Source organism: Cobetia sp. MC34, assembly GCF_018340035.1.
Lineage (GTDB): Bacteria > Pseudomonadota > Gammaproteobacteria > Pseudomonadales > Halomonadaceae > Cobetia > Cobetia amphilecti.
In genome coordinates this window covers 1-15,879 of the sequence record NZ_JADPPY010000029.1, presented here as the reverse complement: position 1 = coordinate 15,879, position 15,879 = coordinate 1, and the positions used below count along the sequence as shown (strand labels likewise).

Annotated in this window: 15 protein-coding genes; 10 read left to right on the top strand and 5 right to left on the bottom strand. The window is 61.9% G+C overall.

What is annotated here, in order from left to right; translation table 11 throughout:
- The first annotated feature begins 51 nt into the window (after positions 1-51).
- From mobA to IZU87_RS13570, 7 genes are all read left to right on the top strand, one after another.
- Entirely contained in the window at positions 52-768 is a 717-nt protein-coding gene (gene mobA, locus IZU87_RS13600; protein WP_213114866.1) for a molybdenum cofactor guanylyltransferase, read from the top strand.
- 519 nt (positions 769-1,287) lie between these two features.
- Positions 1,288-1,887, top strand: coding sequence for a molybdopterin-guanine dinucleotide biosynthesis protein B (gene mobB, locus IZU87_RS13595; RefSeq protein ID WP_213114879.1), 600 nt, complete (start codon positions 1,288-1,290; stop codon positions 1,885-1,887).
- On the top strand, positions 1,884-3,281 hold the full coding sequence (gene moeA, locus IZU87_RS13590) for a molybdopterin molybdotransferase MoeA (RefSeq protein WP_213114865.1): 1,398 nt from the start codon (positions 1,884-1,886) through the stop codon (positions 3,279-3,281). The genes mobB and moeA overlap by 4 nt, the downstream gene beginning before the upstream one ends.
- Positions 3,282-3,467: 186 nt before the next feature.
- Entirely contained in the window at positions 3,468-4,316 is an 849-nt protein-coding gene (gene moaC / locus IZU87_RS13585) for a cyclic pyranopterin monophosphate synthase MoaC (RefSeq protein WP_213114864.1), read from the top strand.
- A 1-nt stretch (position 4,317) separates the two neighbouring features.
- On the top strand, positions 4,318-4,938 hold the full coding sequence (locus IZU87_RS13580; protein WP_213114863.1) for a molybdenum cofactor biosynthesis protein MoaE: 621 nt from the start codon (positions 4,318-4,320) through the stop codon (positions 4,936-4,938).
- The gene (gene moaA, locus IZU87_RS13575) at positions 4,935-5,924 is read left to right on the top strand and encodes a GTP 3',8-cyclase MoaA (protein WP_054556294.1); all 990 of its coding nucleotides are present in this window, start codon (positions 4,935-4,937) and stop codon (positions 5,922-5,924) included. Before IZU87_RS13580 ends, moaA begins: the two co-directional genes overlap by 4 nt.
- A 240-nt stretch (positions 5,925-6,164) precedes the next feature.
- On the top strand, positions 6,165-6,449 hold the full coding sequence (locus IZU87_RS13570; protein WP_043336782.1) for an H-NS family histone-like protein: 285 nt from the start codon (positions 6,165-6,167) through the stop codon (positions 6,447-6,449).
- Positions 6,450-6,658: 209 nt separating this feature from the next.
- Here IZU87_RS13570 and IZU87_RS13565 read toward each other — a convergent pair whose 3' ends face one another.
- Positions 6,659-8,239 (bottom strand): ribonuclease J, encoded by a 1,581-nt coding sequence (locus tag IZU87_RS13565; RefSeq protein WP_043336797.1) that lies wholly within the window; start codon positions 8,237-8,239, stop codon positions 6,659-6,661.
- Between the two features lie 414 nt (positions 8,240-8,653).
- On the opposite strand from IZU87_RS13565, the gene purU reads away from it, so the two are divergent.
- The gene (gene purU, locus IZU87_RS13560; protein WP_054556293.1) at positions 8,654-9,508 is read left to right on the top strand and encodes a formyltetrahydrofolate deformylase; all 855 of its coding nucleotides are present in this window, start codon (positions 8,654-8,656) and stop codon (positions 9,506-9,508) included.
- 117 nt (positions 9,509-9,625) lie between these two features.
- Here the strand turns inward: purU and dinB are convergent, their stop codons facing one another.
- Both dinB and IZU87_RS13550 read right to left on the bottom strand, forming a co-directional pair.
- Positions 9,626-10,684 carry a DNA polymerase IV gene (gene dinB, locus IZU87_RS13555; protein ID WP_054556292.1) on the bottom strand — a complete coding sequence of 353 codons (1,059 nt, stop codon included), beginning with the start codon at positions 10,682-10,684 and terminating at the stop codon, positions 9,626-9,628.
- A 164-nt stretch (positions 10,685-10,848) separates the two neighbouring features.
- Positions 10,849-12,195, bottom strand: coding sequence for a Na+/H+ antiporter family protein (locus IZU87_RS13550; protein ID WP_213114862.1), 1,347 nt, complete (start codon positions 12,193-12,195; stop codon positions 10,849-10,851).
- Positions 12,196-12,525: 330 nt separating this feature from the next.
- Between IZU87_RS13550 and IZU87_RS13545 the strand changes: the two genes are divergently transcribed.
- A complete protein-coding gene (locus tag IZU87_RS13545; RefSeq protein WP_213114861.1) occupies positions 12,526-13,143 on the top strand; it encodes a YrbL family protein in 618 nt (205 codons plus the stop codon).
- A gap of 138 nt (positions 13,144-13,281) precedes the next feature.
- Here IZU87_RS13545 and bioA read toward each other — a convergent pair whose 3' ends face one another.
- Both bioA and IZU87_RS13535 read right to left on the bottom strand, forming a co-directional pair.
- Entirely contained in the window at positions 13,282-14,592 is a 1,311-nt protein-coding gene (gene bioA / locus IZU87_RS13540; RefSeq protein ID WP_249330613.1) for an adenosylmethionine--8-amino-7-oxononanoate transaminase, read from the bottom strand.
- Positions 14,593-14,667: 75 nt separating this feature from the next.
- Positions 14,668-14,865, bottom strand: coding sequence for a hypothetical protein (locus IZU87_RS13535; RefSeq protein ID WP_152965394.1), 198 nt, complete (start codon positions 14,863-14,865; stop codon positions 14,668-14,670).
- Between the two features lie 444 nt (positions 14,866-15,309).
- Between IZU87_RS13535 and IZU87_RS13530 the strand changes: the two genes are divergently transcribed.
- Positions 15,310-15,693, top strand: coding sequence for a histone-like nucleoid-structuring protein, MvaT/MvaU family (locus tag IZU87_RS13530; RefSeq protein ID WP_043336770.1), 384 nt, complete (start codon positions 15,310-15,312; stop codon positions 15,691-15,693).
- The last annotated feature ends 186 nt before the right edge of the window (positions 15,694-15,879 follow it).

Below are 15,879 nucleotides of genomic sequence, written 5' to 3'. Positions count from 1 at the left end.
TGCTGCATGACATTACCTGCGCCTTTGCGCACTCGACCGGGATACGCCTTCATGCCGAGCTCCAATCACACCTCTGACACCACGCCACTGCCGAGCGATGCCGAGCAGCTCAAGGCCTCGCTCACGCCCGCCAATATCACCGGGGTGGTGCTGGCCGGTGGCCAGGCGCGGCGCATGGGTGGCGTCGACAAGGGACTGGTCATGCTCAATGAGGTGCCGCTGGTGGCGCATGTGCTGGCGCGCCTGACCCCTCAGGTGGGCGAACTGCTGATCAATGCCAACCGCTCCCACGCCGAATATGCCGCCTATGGGCATCCGCTGGTCGAAGACAGTGAGCAGGGTTACCACGGCCCCCTGATGGGCATGGCCAGTGCACTGGCGGCAGCGCGGACGCCCTGGGTGATGATGGTGGCCTGCGATGTGCCGCACCTGCCCAATGAGCTGGTCGAGACGCTGAGTGTGGCGCTGATCGACCATGCCAACGGCGATCATCTGGAAGGCTTCACTGTCGAGGGTGGTCACGCCGTTGATGCCGGGCCTGCGCTGCTGGCCGTGGCGGCAGACGACTTCCGTTACCATCCGGTGATCTGTCTCATGCACCGTGGCCTGCTGCCCTCGCTGCAGGCGGCGCTGGCCGCTGGCGAGCGCAAGATCGACCGCTGGTTCGATCAGCACGTCTGGCTCAAGGTTCAGGCGGGCAGCGAGCAGGACTTCGCCAATCTCAATACCCTTGAAGAATGCCGTGAGATGGAAGCCGGCTCGCGCTGAGCGCGCTTCTTTCCTGACGTCCTTTGCGTGTCATCCGTTCCCTCTTGCACACTCATGGTGTGTCATTGTGATGCAGGTCATCATCATCGGGGGCGTCTCTTCAGGAGTCTGGCGGGTTATTGTCTTTGCCTGCCCGGTATTGATGGCCTTGGCGTTGCACCTCAAAAGTGTCGTGTCTGGCGGTTCTGGCGGGTGTCTTGCCACTCTGCGTCGTTGCCCCCATTGAACCCTTGCTCATATCGAGTCGTTGCCCCATTGAAATGAGCGCCGTGCGTGTTCACCTTCATGGCATCCGCTCAGCCCGCATTGTCACCGTCATCTTTTCCCTTGCGGGCGCGGGCGCGCTGATGAGATGGGCCCGTCGACAGGCCGCCATACGCCGGAATCATCAAGAGAACCTTCATGCCTGAGTCTTCCTCCACGACTGACCAGCGTGCTGATACCGCTGTCAGTGCTGAACATTCTTCTCCCCGCAGTGATGCATCCGCCCCGCGTGGTGATATTTCTCATGAGGTCGGGATGTCGCCCGCCTGGCAGGCACGGCTGGCGGCGTCAGCGTGTCCACTGCTGGGCATCGCGGCCTGGAGCGGCACCGGCAAGACCACGCTGCTCGAGCAGCTGCTGCCCGAGTTGAGAGCGCGCGGCCTCCGTGTCGCCGTGATCAAGCATGCGCATCATGCCTTTGATGTCGATACGCCGGGCAAGGACAGCCATCGTCTGCGAACGGCCGGTGCCGTGCCGATGCTGGTGGCGTCTGCCAAGCGCTTTGCGCTGATGATGGAGACGCCGGGCCAGGCGGAGGCCGATCTGGAGCAGCTGGTGGCGCAGCTCGAGGGGCTGGAGGTGGACCTGATTCTGGTCGAGGGCTTCAAGCAGTGGCCGCTGCCCAAGCTTGAGCTGTACCGCGAGGCCGTGGGCAAGCCGCTGCGTGCCCCAGAAGACCCCTGGATCCATGTGTTGGCGACACCGGCGGCGCAGCTGCCGCCTCGTGATGATGTGCCGCAGGACCTCAAGCGGCTGGACCTTGACGATCCTCAGGCGCTGGCCGCCTGGATCGCCGCCTGGCCGGTGCATTGGCGTCTGGAAGGCGGCAAGCCGCGTGGCGAGGTGGGCGCATGAGCCTGTCGTGTTTCGATCCGCGTTTCGGCGAGCGCATGCTGAGTGTCGATGAAGCCTTGAGCGTGCTGGGGGAGAGCCTGGCGGGCGTGATGCGCACGCCGCGCAGCGAGCGTGTCGCCCTGGCGCAGGCGCCCGGGCGTGTGCTCGCCGAGACGGTCATCTCGCCGCTGGATGTTCCGGCGCAGACCAACGCGGCGATGGACGGCATCGCGCTGGCGCGGGCTTCATTGCCAGACCCGGCGAGCGGCGAGCCCCTGAGCGATCACTGCGAGTTGAGCGTGATCGGCAGCTCGCTGGCGGGCCATCCCTGGACGGGCCGGGCGCTCGCCGCGGGGGAGGCCATGCGCATCACGACCGGCGCGGCCCTGCCCGCAGGCGCCGACACCGTCGTCATGCAGGAGCAGCTCGAATATCGCTCCACACAGGGTGAGGGCGAAGCAGGCGAGCGGGTGGTGATCGAGGGCGTGACCAGCATTCGCCGTGGCCAGAATGTGCGTCAGGCCGGTGAGGACATCGCCCACGGCAGCCAGGTGATGGCGCCGGGCCAGTGGCTGACGCCTGCCGCCGTGGGCGTGCTGGCCTCGCTCGGGCTCGCCGAGGTCGCCGTCTATCGGCCACTGACGGTGGCGATCTTCTCCACCGGTGACGAAGTCACGGCCCTCGGTGAGACGTTGTCGGCCGGCGGCATCTATGACGCCAATCGCTTCAACCTCGTGGCGCTGCTGCGCGACCAGGGCATCGAGGTGCTGGATCTTGGCATCCTGAGCGATGACGAGACGAGCGTGAGTGCTGCCCTGCGTGATGCCGCGACGCGTGCCGACATGGTCATCACCTCCGGCGGCGTATCGGTGGGCGAGGCCGATCATGTGCGCAGCGCCCTCGCTGCCTCTGGTGAGCTCGCGCTGTGGCGCATCGCCATGCGTCCGGGGCGCCCGCTGGCGTTCGGCATGTTGCGTGGCACTCTCGCCGCCGACGCGTCGTCATCTGGGCAGGTGCCGTTCTTCGGCTTGCCGGGTAATCCGGTGGCGACCATGGTCACCTTCCTGCAGTTCGTGCTGCCCGCGCTGCGCCTGTTGTCGGGACAGCAGCGGTTGGCGAAGGCTGAGGCGAGCGCCTCCGCGACGACACTGGCGCAGTGGCAAGCCCCGCGCCTGCAGCTGATAGCCGGCGAGACGCTGCGCTCACGTGCCGAGCGTGTCGACTATCATCGCGGCCAGATCGTGCTGGATGACCAGGGGCGTCAGGTGGTGATGACCACGGGGCGGCAGGGCTCGGGTATTCTGACCTCGATGTTGCTGGCCGAATGCCTGATCGAGATTCCCGCCGGCTGCGCCACGCTTCACGCCGGCGAGCCGGTCATGGTGCAGTGGCTGGGCAGCCGCGGCATCGTCTAGGCGACGCCCGCGCAATCGTCTAGGCGACGCCCGCGCAGTGGTCATGCCAGCTGATTCATGAAAAGATAGTCTGCTAATTTCTTGGCCAGTCCTGTTCATCAGGGCTTGCCTGCCTGCTTCTTCAGGCTTTGGTATTTCTGAGATTGCCGCCAGTCAGGCGCACCCGATACGGATACGAGACAGCTCATGAGCCTTACTCATCTCAACGCACGCGGCGAAGCCCATATGGTGGATGTTGCGGACAAGCAGGAAACCCGCCGCGAGGCGCGAGCCAGCGCACGCGTCAGCATGCTGCCTGCCACGCTCGCTCTGCTCGCCGAAGGTGGCCTGCCCAAAGGGGATGTGCTGTCGACGGCGCGTATTGCCGGTATCCAGGCGGCCAAGCGCACTCATGAGCTGATCCCGCTCTGTCATGCCTTGATGCTCTCCAAGGTGACGGTCGACTTCACGCTGGACAGCGCCAACAGCTGTGTGGAAATTCAGGTGCTGTGTCGCCTCAATGGGCGTACCGGTGTCGAGATGGAGGCGCTGACGGCGGCCTCGGTGGCGGCCTTGACGCTCTATGACATGTGCAAGGCGGTCGACAAGGGTATCGTGATCGGCGATATCCAGCTCGAGACCAAGACCGGTGGCAAGAGTGGTGACTGGCAGCGTCCGGAGGAGGCCGCCGCTGTCGAGCAGACGCCGGTTGAGCCAAGCCGGACCGAACCAAGCCGTGCTGCGACAGCTGAGCCCATCGAAGCGACAGCGGGACAGGCCGCTCCGGCGGCACGCGGTGATGCCACTGTGCGGGTCCTCTTCCTGGCGGAACTGCGGGAACGCTTGGACCTCGACAGCCTGGCGCTGAATCTGACGACGCTGTCCCAAGCGACGGTCGGGGGCTTGAAGCGCACCCTGGCGCTGCGTGACCCTCAGCTTGAAGCGCTCAATGACACTCGCGTGCTGTGCGCCGTCAATCAGGACATGGTGCGCGATGACCACCCATTGAATGCCGGTGATGAAGTCGCCTTCTTCCCACCGGTGACGGGGGGCTGACATGACCCAGGTCGCAAACGAAGCCTCGCGGGCCTTTTCGGTCAGCATTCAGGTCAGCGATTTTGATCTGCGTGTCGAGCAGGACGTCCTGACGCGTGGGCGCGGCGACATTGGTGCCGTGGTGTCCTTCACGGGACTGGTGCGTGATTTCAATCAGCGACCGGATGTCGTCGCGCTGACGCTGGAGCACTATCCCGGCATGACGGAGCGCAGCCTCGAACGCTTGATCACAGAGGCGCGCGAGCGCTTCCCGCTCACCGGGGTGCGCATCATTCACCGTGTCGGACGGCTCGAGCCCGGCGACAATATCGTGCTGGTGCTGGTCGCCAGTGCGCATCGTCAGGCGGCCTTTGCCGGCTGTGACTTCCTGATGGACCACCTCAAGTCGCGGGCGCCTTTCTGGAAAAAGGAGCACACCGCCACGGGAGATTATTGGGTGCGGGAACGCTCGAGCGATCGCGAGGCACTCGAGCGCTGGCATCCAGAGTCCACGGTGACGGCGGAGGGTGAAGCGGTATCCCCCCTTGCCGAGCAACACAAGGCTGATGACTCATTGGCCGAGGCCAGCAGCGAAGAGAGACAATCAGCGCTGGCAACACCCAAGTTTTCGGGAGAGTCATGATGGAAACCCTGGTCGATGACTTCGGTCGTCGCATCCGCTATGTTCGCCTGTCAGTGACGGACCGCTGTGATTTTCGCTGCGTCTATTGCATGAGCGAAGAGATGACCTTTCTGCCGCGTGACGAGGTCTTGAGCCTCGAAGAGATCGCGTTGCTGGCGCGCGCCTTCGTGGAATTGGGGGTCGAGAAGATTCGCCTGACCGGCGGGGAGCCGCTGGTACGGCGTGATATCGGCAAGCTGGTTGATGAAATCGGCGCGCTCGAGGGGCTCAAGGACTTCTCGATGACCACCAACGGCGCGGGCCTTGCCAAGCACGCCGCTCAGTTGAAGGCCGCCGGCATGTCACGGCTGAATATCAGCCTTGATTCTCTGGACCCGGAGCGCTTCAAGGCGCTGACGCGTACCGGCGATCTGAACAAGGTGATCGCCGGTATCCGTGCTGCGCGCGAGGAAGGTTTCCGCATCAAGCTCAATGCAGTGGTGCTGAAAGGGCGCAATGATCACGAAGTGGTGTCGCTGGTCGAATTCGCGCGTGAGGAAGGGTTGGACATCAGCTTCATCGAGGAGATGCCGCTGGGCCAGGTCTCGGACCACGGGCGTGATGAGACCTTCTGCTCCAGTGATGATGTCCAGGCGCGCATCGAGACGCGTTATCCGCTGATTCCCACGCTTGAAGACAGTCTGGGGCCGGCGCGCTATTTCCGCATGGCGGACAGCGAATCACGGGTGGGATTCATCTCACCGCACAGTCATAACTTCTGCTCGACCTGCAACCGCGTTCGCGTCACGGTAGAGGGGCGTCTGTTGCTGTGTCTTGGCAATGAGCACTCGCTTGACCTGCGTGACATCATGCGTCGCCACCCGGGTGACATCGAGCCGCTCAAGGCCGCGATCATCGATGCCATGCACCTCAAGCCCGAGCGTCATCACTTCACGACGGACGGTGATGTCCAGATCGTTCGCTTCATGAACATGACAGGAGGCTGAGTCCTTTTTCGTCATCAGTCGCGGCGCTCATGTTGATCGAGCTATCTCGGATAACTCACAGGCGCTCACCAAAACCCCGCTATCAAGCGGGGTTTTTGTTGGTCTACCCTATGGAAACACTGCCTTGCTTTTGACAAGGCTTGTTAGTTCATATTTAGCGCTTATACTTTGCTGCATTATCACATCCAATGCGATGACTCGCAGGGATTCCAGCTCAGTGCATATGGTGGAGGTAGCGAAATGACAGCCGATTCTCTCGAAAAGATCGCTCGTAACAAGAATGTTGCTCGTGCAGCAGCGCGTCAGCTGTCCATGGAACAACTGCACAAGCTCTCCGAGGTCATCAATGAGGTGATCGAGCAGAAAGCCGAAGAAGACGAGCAGCGCCGCGAAGAAGAAATCGCCAAGGAGCGCAAGCTTGCCGAGATTCGTGATGCGATGATCGAAGCTGGCCTTTCCGTGGATGATCTGGTCAGTGATCAGCCCAAGCGTCGTGGCCGTCCGCCGAAGAACAAGTCCGTTTGAGACCTTCGGCCTGACGCCATGGAGGTGGCTGAAGCGCTTGCGATCGAGATTGCCAGCCGGCAAGTCGGCAATCTCGCCATCACCAGTCCCTGAGCGCCTCCCAGCAGCAGAAAAGCCCGCCCGGTATTTCCCGGGCGGGCTTTTTCATGCGCTGCTTTGTGCAGGGCAGTGAGCTCAAGGCGGCCATCACTTCAATGATGGCGCGACACTTACTCCTGATTCATGGCCATGATATGCAGGAAGAGCACCGGCTCATGGCGCAGGTGGTTGCGCAGCCAGCGATTGATGCGGCCATCGAGTTGCTGCTTGAGTTCACGTTCATTGCTGGCATCCAGGCCTGCCAGGGTGTCATCCAGCCACTCGGCGAAGCTGTCTTCATCGAGGCTCGAGGTACCGCTGATATCCAGCATCAAGCGGCCGATGCGAACCCAGCCGGCCTCCTGCAGCGTGACGGGCAACGCCAGTGAGACGCTGCCATGCCGGCCGAGACGCGCGCGGGCACGGCGGTCCATGGAATCCAGCGGACGCACCTTGTCATGCTCGATGATGCGCTCGTGCAGTGTCAGGCGTTTCTCCACCGACAGCCCCTGAGCATCGAGGCGAATCACGTCACCATTGACGGGAATCAGCGGTGCCTCGATGCCCAGGGACTGTGCCACCTGGGTGTGAGCGAGCTGGTGGCGATATTCGCCATGCACCGGCAGCAGGCGTACCGGTTTCAGCCAGCCATAGAAGGTGCGCAATTCTTCCTGCGCCGGGTGCCCGGAGGCATGCAGGTCCGGGAACTGCTTCTCTTCCATGATGCCGACGCCGAGGCGTGTCAGGGCGTTGTGCAGCTTGCCGATGGCCAGCTCATTGCCGGGAATCGCCTTGGAAGAGAAGATCACGGTGTCGCCGGCGGCCAGCTCGAAGTCCGGATGGCGGGAATTGGCCAGGCGTGACAGTGCGGCGCGCGGCTCGCCCTGGCTGCCGGTGGCGATCACCATGACCTCTTCCGGGGGCAGGTAGCCCAGGTCCTTCACCGGTACCAGCGGCGGGAAGTCTTCCAGATAGCCGAGACCGCGGGCGACGCGCACCATGCGCTCCATCGAGCGCCCCAGCAGCGTGATGCGGCGACCATTGCGTGCGGCGGCGCGCCCCAGCGCCAGTATGCGGGCCAGGTTGCTGGCAAAGCAGGTCACGACGACCCGTCCGCGGCAGCCGGCCAGCGTCTTCTCCAGTGCGCGTGCTACCTCGCCCTCGCTGCGCGAATGGCCCGCCAGCGGCGCATTGGTGGAGTCGCCGACGACCAGATCGACCGGTGCCAGTGCCTGATAGCGCTCCGGATCGGTGGGCTCGCCGATCAACGGCTCCGGGTCCAGCTTCCAGTCGCCGGTATGCATCACGCGATATTCCGGCGTGACGATCAACAACGAGCAGCTTTCCGGAATGGAGTGGGTCAGCGGTAACAGTCGCAGTGCGAAGGGGCCGGATTCGAAGCCTTCATCCACCTCGATGATCTGCAGGCTGGAGGTTTCCAGCTCGCGCTCGGCAAACTTGGCGCGCAGCAGGCCAGCCGCCAATGGCGTGGCGATGATCGGGCAGCGCCATTTCGGCCACAGCCAGGCGACTGCGCCGATGTGGTCTTCGTGGCCATGGGTGATCACCAGCATCTGCGGGCTGATGCCCAGGCTTGCCAGGGACTCGATATCCGGCACCTGCAGCGGACCCTCCGGCAGGTCCTGGCGAATCATCATGCCGCAATCCACGGCAATCCAGTGATCCTGATAACCATACAGCGTCAGATTCATGCCGATCTCGCCGCAGCCACCCAGTGGTAGCAGGTGCAGCGGCGGACGTTGTCTCTGACGGACTTGAACGCGGGGTTTCAACATGGATGTCATGCCATCTATAAAATGTGGCTCAACTATACGGGAATCCCGCGAAGCGCCACAAATGGCGCTGTTGTCCGGTCGAGACGATTCGAGGGCGGCCCGGCCGTCCGCGTGACGCCTTGGGGTGGGCCGGCATGATGGCCGCTGATCGCAATGTCGTATTGACCATATGGACAGAATCGGGGCGCAGCACTGTTTCAGGCCGCGTGATCAGCTACAATAGCCCACCTTTGCCGAGGGGCTGCTTACGGGCGGTGTCATGATTCCTCGCGCAGGCCGGCGCTTCGCCGGCTGAACATCATTCCCGCTATCACAATGGTTGAACTTACGATGTCTCACGCCTATCGCCTGGTGGTGTCCTGCCCTGATCAGGTCGGAATTGTTGCCCGAGTTTCCACTTTCATCGCCGAGCAGGGCGGGTGGATCACCGAAGCCAATCAGCATTCTGATCTTGGCGCCGGTCGTTTCTTCATGCGCTATGAGATCAACCCCGAAACCATCGGCCTGAGCGCCGCTGAGCTCGGCAAGCGCTTCGCCCCGATCGGTGAAGAGTTCGGCATGCAGTGGCGCGTGCATGACACGGCTGCCAAGAAGCGTGTCGTGCTGATGGTCTCCAAGGACTCCCATTGCCTGGTGGACCTGCTGCATCGCTGGCAGTCCGGTGATCTGGATTGCGAGATTCCCTGCGTCATCTCCAACCACGATGACATGCGCTCGCTGGTGGAATGGCACGGCATTCCGTTCCATCACGTGCCGGTCGACAAGAATGACAAGGCACCGGCCTTTGCCGAAGTCGAGCGTCTGGTGGAAGAATCCCAAGCCGATTGCATCGTGCTGGCGCGCTACATGCAGATCATTCCGCCGAGCCTGTGTGAGCGCTATGCCGGTCGCCTGATCAACATCCACCACAGCTTCCTGCCTTCCTTCGTGGGCGCCAAGCCGTATCACCAGGCCTTCGGGCGTGGGGTCAAGCTGATCGGGGCGACCTGCCATTACGTGACCGAAGAACTGGATGCCGGCCCGATCATCGAGCAGGACATCCATCGCGTCACTCACTGCCATACCGCCGAGGAACTGGTGCGCATCGGCCGTGATGTCGAGCAGAAGGTGCTGGCGCGCGGGCTGCGTTGGCACCTGCAGGATCGCGTGCTGATCCACGGCAACAAGACCATCGTCTTCGCCTGAGCCCCGCTTGCTCAGCGCATGAGTCTGTCATCGACCTGAGGTCGTGACGAAGAAGCCGGTACCTGTTTCAGGTGCCGGCTTTGTTGTTTGCGGGATGGGGTGGGCGCCTGGCGCGAGCTAGAACAATCCCAGCTGCTGGGCGTCCTCGCGGGCCTTGAGGCGTACGCCGACGCCCAGCAGGCGGACAGGGCGATGGCCGCGTTGCCAGGCTTGCTCCATCAGCAGGGCGAAGCTGTTGGCGCTCGGCAGCGTGGTGGTCGAGGCGGGGAGCAGGCTTTCCAGCGTGGTGCTCTCGAAGTTGCTGAAGCGGATCTTGACGAACTGCTTGGCCAGCACCGGCTGGTCATGACGGGCGTGACGACTGGTCAGGCGTTCGAGCAGGGCAGGCAGGCGCTCGAGGCAGGCCGGTAGATCAGGCAGGTCGTGATCGAAGGTGTGCTCGACACTGATCGACTTGCGCTCACGCTCGACACGCACCGGTCGCTCATCGATGCCGTGCGCCAGTTCGTGCAGGCGGGTGCCGAACTTGCCGAAGTGCTCGGCCAGTGTCGTCAACGGCGTGGTGCGCATGTCCTCGCAGGTGGTGATGCCCAGGCGTGTCAGACGCGCCAGCGTCGCGGGGCCGACCCCGTGCAGCTTGCCGACGGGCAGCTGGCGGATGAAGGCGTCGCTGGTCTCGGGCGTGATCACTGTCAGGCCGTCGGGCTTTTCCCAGTCACTGGCGATCTTGGCCAGAAACTTGTTGGCGGCCACGCCAAGGGAAAGCGTGATGCCGGTGCGCTTGAGCGCCTCTTCCTTCAACCAGCGCGCCATCCAGGTGGCGCTGCCCTGAAAGTCAGTCACGGCGCTGACATCCAGATAGGCCTCATCCAGCGAGAGGGGCTCCACCAGGGGCGTCAGCTCATGGAAGAGTGACTGGATCTCGGCGGAAACGGCCCGGTAGCGCTCGAAGTCCGGTGGCACCAGAATCAGCTGTGGGCACAGGCGCAGCGCGCGGGCAGTCGACATCGCCGAGCGTACGCCGAAGGCACGCGCGGGATAGTTGCAGGTGGCGATGACACCGCGTTGCTCGGTGCGGCCACCGATGGCGATGGGCACCTCGCGCCACTCGGGATGGCGGAGCATCTCGACGGCGGCATAGAAGCAATCGCAGTCGGCGTGGAGGATCTTGCGCATGCGCGCATCATGCTAAAAGACTGGATGGCTGTCCAGTAGCGGCGCTCATTCATTGCGCCTGAGCCGGCTCAGCAACGACAACGCCCGACAGTGAGAAAGGTCCTCTCTGTCGGGCGTTGGCATGTCTGGCATCTCGCTTTGGTGCGAGACTGTCGCTCAGCGGATTACAGCGTCATCGCGGCCACCCAGCCGAACACGATCAGCGGGATGTTGTAGTGGATGAAGGTCGGCACCACGCTGTCCCAGATGTGGTCGTGCTGCTGATCGACATTCAGGCCGGCCGTCGGGCCGAGGGTCGAGTCAGAGGCAGGTGAGCCGGCATCCCCCAGCGCGGCGGCGGTGCCGATCAGCGCGACGGTGGCCAGCGGCGAGAAGCCGAATTGCAGCGCCAGCGGTACGTAGATGGCGGCAATGATCGGAATGGTCGAGAAGCTGGAGCCGATACCCAGGGTGATGAACAGGCCGACCATCAGCATGACCAGCGCGGCCAGCGGCTTGTTGTCACCGATGATGTGGAAGGAGGCGTCGACCAGGGTCTGGATGTCGCCGGTGGCCTTCATCACGGAAGCGAAACCTGCCGCCGAGATCATGATGAAGCCGATCAGCGCCATCATGCGCATGCCGGACGTGAAGAGGTCATCCGCTTCGTTCCACTTGAACAGGCCACCCAGCGAGAGGATGGCGAAGCCGACCAGGCCGCCGAGAATCATCGAGCCGGAATACAGCTGAATGCCGAGGGCGGCGATGATGGCGATGCCTGCCATGATCAGGCCGCTCTTGGACGGCGTGTGCATGGGCGTGTGATGCGGTACGTTGCTGGACTTGATCTCGCGGGTCGCGTAGTCACGCGGCTTGCGGTAGGAGACGAACAACGCCGTCAGCAGGCCGAGGAACATGCCGCCGACCGGAATCGCCATCGCCATCGGCACCATGCCGCGGGTCACGTCGAGGCCGAGCGACTGGCCGGCCTCATTGATATTGGCCAGCAGGATGTCGTTGAGGAAGATGGAGCCGAAACCGACCGGCAGCAGCATGTAGGGTGCGGTCAGGCCGAAGGTCAGTGCACAGGCCACGGCACGACGATCCAGGCGCAGGCGGTTCATGGCGACCAGCAGCGGCGGAATCAGGATCGGGATGAAGGCGATGTGGACCGGAATCAGGTTCTGGGAGGAAATCGCGACCAGGGTCACGCTGCCCAGCAGGCCGTACTTGATGGCCGTCTGGCGGCGCGGCGTGCTTTCGCCATTGAGCAGGCCGATCAGGCGTGCGGCGAGCAGGTCCGGCAAACCGGAGCGAGACAGGGCGACGGCGAAGGCACCGAGGGTGGCGTAGGCCAGCGCGACCTTGGCGCCGCCGCCGACACCGTCATTGAAGGCGCCGAGCGTGTCGGTCAGGGACAGACCGCTGAACAGACCGCCGACCAGGGCGCCGGCGACCAGCGCGAAGACGACCGAGACGCGAGCCAACGACAGGCCGACCATGACCAGGACGGCCAGAATTACCGCATTCATGCGAGTACCTCTATGTGGGGTTGTGCCAGCTTTGGGAGTATTGCGGACAGAGCGGGCGAACTGTGGGTGCGTGGCCACCCGATCCCGGGGCAATGCCTCGCATGACGTGTACATTCGTGACGAATGCCTTGCTGTCGCAGTGTTCCTGCGGCTTCCTCCTGAATGCCGTCAAAAACGGCGCATTATCTTACCAGAAGGGCAACGCAAGCTGAATGACCGATGAACGTGGGCGCTGCCAAATGGCACAAGTTGGCGTGCCATGACGGCTTTTTGTAGAATGCCATGCTGCCCGGCGGCTGCAGTCGCAGGCGTTATTCAACAGGAGTGCGCATGCTGGAGCTGGAAAATGCCCGCGTCATCGGCATGGGAAATGATCGGCGTGTCTATCAGGACCCGAACGACCCCCATCGCTGCATCAAGGTCCCGCGTTACCCTGACAAGGGCAGCCGCCAGAATGAACGCGAGCAACGCTATTTCGAGGGCCTGGTCAGACGTGGCATGCGCGACTGGTCCTATGTGCCTGCCTACCACGGCAGTGTCGCCACCGCCGAGGGGCTCGGGCTGGTCTTCGATCTGATTCTCGACAGTGACGGCTCCACGTCACGCCGACTGCGCGAGGTGCATCTCGAGACCCCCGAGCGCCTGAGCACCGAGGTGCTGGTGAGCGAGCTGGCCAATCTCTATCGCTATCTCGAGAAACGCTGGTTGATTCCGTCTGATCTCAATGATCGCAATATCGTGGTCCAGTTCAGCGACGACCAGCCGCCCAGATTGTGGCTGATCGACGGTATCTCGAATCCTGACTTCATTCCGCTGGCGACCAGTGTCGCCTGGCTGGCGCGGCGCAAGGTCGCGCGTCGTTATCGTCACTTCCTCAAGAAGCTGGTCAAGGGCGGTCAGCTCTCGCCAGAGGATTATCAGGCACTCGAAGCCCGTCTGTGGGGGTGAATGTCTCTGATGGTGATAGCTTTCGATACTGGTGGCGCTCGAGAGTGGCTGCCCCTGATGGTGCTTGTCGCTGATGGCAATCGCCTTTGATGAACATCGCCAGGGGCAGTCGTGTTGTGTATCAGTGCAATCAGTGCATCAGTGTTCCAGGGTCTCGAAGTAGCTGGTCATCGCATGGGTGATCTGGCGCAAGTCCTGCGGCGAGGTGATATAGGCCGGCATGGTATAGAGCCAGCGACCGAAGGGGCGTAACCAGACACCCAGTTTACGGGCATGGGCCTGAGCGCCTGCCAGGCTGCTGGCATCGTGCACTTCTATCACCGCCGTGGCACCCAATACGCGTATATCGCGAATGGCGGGGTGGGAGAAATTCAGCAGGGTGCCGCGCAACAATTGATTGAGCTCGGCAATCTTGCCCAGATAATTCTCTTCCTCGAATACCGCGAGACTTTCCAGTGCTACCCGACAGGCCAGCGGATTGCCCATGAAGGTCGGGCCGTGCATGAAGGCGCTATTGGCATCCTCGCCATCAAATGCATGGAAGATATGACTCTGGGCCAGGGTGGCGGCATGTCCCAGATATCCCCCCGTCAGTCCCTTGGAGAGCACCATGATGTCGGGAGAGACATTGGCGTGTTCACAGGCAAACATCTTGCCGGTCCGACCGAAGCCGGTCGCGACTTCATCGAAGATCAATACGATCCCGAACTCATCACATAACTCGCGCGCCGCCTCGAGATAGTAGGGCGAGTACATGTTGAGGCCACCTGCCGCCTGTAACAGAGGCTCCATCAACAATGCCGCTATCTCATGCTGGTGTGTTTCCAGACAGGCGCGCAATGCGCTGATATCGTCTGCTACCTCTTCACGACTGGCGCTGAAACCGGCAGTCGGTGCCGGTGCGAAATGATGTCTGGGCAGGAAATCGGCGAACAGGGAATGCATGCCTTCCTCGGGGTCACACACTGCCATGCAGCCCGCCGTATCGCCGTGATAGGCCTTCATCAATGACAGCATGCGCGTTCGTCCGCGCGTGTCATCGCGGTCTTTGCGCTGTTGCTGATATTGCACTGCCATCTTCATGGCGACTTCCATGCCCACCGAGCCGCTATCCGAGAAGAAGACATGATTCAGGCCCTCGGGGGTGACGCGCACCAGCGCATCGGCAAGCTCCTTGGCCGGTCGATGGCGAATGCCGCCCAGCATCACATGGCAGAGTTCTGCCGCTTGCTGCTGAATGGCCGCGACGAGACTTGGGTGTCCGTAGCCATGGATCATGCACCACCAGGAACATGTCGCATCCAGCAGTGTCTCACCTCCCGCCAGTGTCATGCGGGCTCCCGTGCCGCCGACCACCTCCAATGGCGCTGGCATGTCCTGCATCTGGGTATAAGGGTGCCAGAGAGAAAGTGAGTCCGTAGCGCGGGTCGGCATCTGGGAAAATGGCATGGAGTGTCTCTGCGAGTGGCGGGAGTGTGGAATGGCGTGATGACGGCTCAATCTTTGTCAACTTTGACCATTCTATCAGGTTGACGGTGTTTTTGAAGTGACGCTTTCTGGAGAAAGTGTTGCATTTTGCACCACTATTAGTTCGCCACCTGCTTTAGTATGGACTTCTGTTGTTCGTTCAGGTGCATGCTTTTCGAGGTGCGCAGGCAATGACAGCTCTACATCGAAAGTCTGCAATCTGACGCCGCCACGCCAACGGGAAAGTGGTTGCATAATACTTCCTTGTGGGTTGTTGTCATGAATTGTGCATATCCCGTGAATATTGGAGGTCCAGTGATGGCGGGCCCTCAAGCCTGATATCAGGTCGTGGTAAAGACTTCTTCGTGTTGGTGCAGAGACATTTTTGGCAGGCCTGTCTTCAGTTGTGACAGGGGATAATGAAGTGCCTGGGCAGTGAGTACTGTTTTTTTGCTGGCTATTGCATTGATCGGCAAGATTGCATACTTTGGAAACATGTTATTTAAGACTTCACCTTGCAGTTGACTCGGTCTATAATCGCCCTTGATCTGGTGTGGGCGCTTAACTGTCCCGAGTGTCCTGCACAAGTCTTTATGAAAACACGCTGTTAAACATGTACGGCAGATGAATATCGCCGAGCCTCTTTCAGCATCGTGTTTTCGTGACTCAACTGTCTGTCCCGACATCCTGGAGATACTCATGTCCCTGTTGACTGATTTCATGCAGAAAGAGCAAGAGCTCAAGAAACTTCAAGAGCAGCTGGAAAGCCTGCGCAATGATGACCGTCTGAAGAACGAACTCGAGTTCAAGGACAAGCTGGACGCGCTGATGGGCGAGTACGGCAAGTCCACTCGTGACGTCATCACCCTGCTGGACCCGAAAGCGTCCCAGGCGCCGGCTGCTGCCGCACCGGAAAGCAAGACCGGTGGCGTGCGTCGCAAGCGCAAGCTGAAGGTCTACAAGAACCCGCACACCGGTGAAGTCATCGAGACGCGTGGTGGCAACCACAAGCAGCTGAAAGAGTGGAAGGAAGAGCACGGTGCGGAAACCGTCGAATCCTGGCTCGAGCGCACTGAAAGCTGAGCACTGGCTTTGTTGCCAGCTAGCTGACGCTGCCAGACATGAAAAAGCCCCGCAATCGCGTAATGCCAGTCAGTTAACACTGACTGGCATTTTTCTTGGCCGGATACTTCTGCGGCCGGCGCCTGACCGATCGAGGATAAGACCGTTCGCGTCGTTCCGGTAAAACGAACGACGGTGCCATGTCCA

What these genes read in the sequence shown, in the direction of transcription:
- IZU87_RS13565 (WP_043336797.1), bottom strand. Translation starts at nt 8,239, where the DNA reads ATGAATCTGACGCTGTATGGTTATCAGGATCACTGGATTGCCGTGGAT.
- bioA (WP_249330613.1), bottom strand. Translation starts at nt 14,592, where the DNA reads ATGCCATTTTCCCAGATGCCGACCCGCGCTACGGACTCACTTTCTCTC.
- IZU87_RS13535 (WP_152965394.1), bottom strand. Translation starts at nt 14,865, where the DNA reads ATGCAACCACTTTCCCGTTGGCGTGGCGGCGTCAGATTGCAGACTTTC.
- moaC (WP_213114864.1), top strand. Translation starts at nt 3,468, where the DNA reads ATGAGCCTTACTCATCTCAACGCACGCGGCGAAGCCCATATGGTGGAT.
- purU (WP_054556293.1), top strand. Translation starts at nt 8,654, where the DNA reads ATGTCTCACGCCTATCGCCTGGTGGTGTCCTGCCCTGATCAGGTCGGA.
- IZU87_RS13580 (WP_213114863.1), top strand. Translation starts at nt 4,318, where the DNA reads ATGACCCAGGTCGCAAACGAAGCCTCGCGGGCCTTTTCGGTCAGCATT.
- moeA (WP_213114865.1), top strand. Translation starts at nt 1,884, where the DNA reads ATGAGCCTGTCGTGTTTCGATCCGCGTTTCGGCGAGCGCATGCTGAGT.
- IZU87_RS13530 (WP_043336770.1), top strand. Translation starts at nt 15,310, where the DNA reads ATGTCCCTGTTGACTGATTTCATGCAGAAAGAGCAAGAGCTCAAGAAA.
- IZU87_RS13570 (WP_043336782.1), top strand. Translation starts at nt 6,165, where the DNA reads ATGACAGCCGATTCTCTCGAAAAGATCGCTCGTAACAAGAATGTTGCT.
- IZU87_RS13545 (WP_213114861.1), top strand. Translation starts at nt 12,526, where the DNA reads ATGCTGGAGCTGGAAAATGCCCGCGTCATCGGCATGGGAAATGATCGG.
- mobB (WP_213114879.1), top strand. Translation starts at nt 1,288, where the DNA reads ATGTCGCCCGCCTGGCAGGCACGGCTGGCGGCGTCAGCGTGTCCACTG.
- mobA (WP_213114866.1), top strand. Translation starts at nt 52, where the DNA reads ATGCCGAGCTCCAATCACACCTCTGACACCACGCCACTGCCGAGCGAT.
- moaA (WP_054556294.1), top strand. Translation starts at nt 4,935, where the DNA reads ATGATGGAAACCCTGGTCGATGACTTCGGTCGTCGCATCCGCTATGTT.
- dinB (WP_054556292.1), bottom strand. Translation starts at nt 10,684, where the DNA reads ATGCGCAAGATCCTCCACGCCGACTGCGATTGCTTCTATGCCGCCGTC.
- IZU87_RS13550 (WP_213114862.1), bottom strand. Translation starts at nt 12,195, where the DNA reads ATGAATGCGGTAATTCTGGCCGTCCTGGTCATGGTCGGCCTGTCGTTG.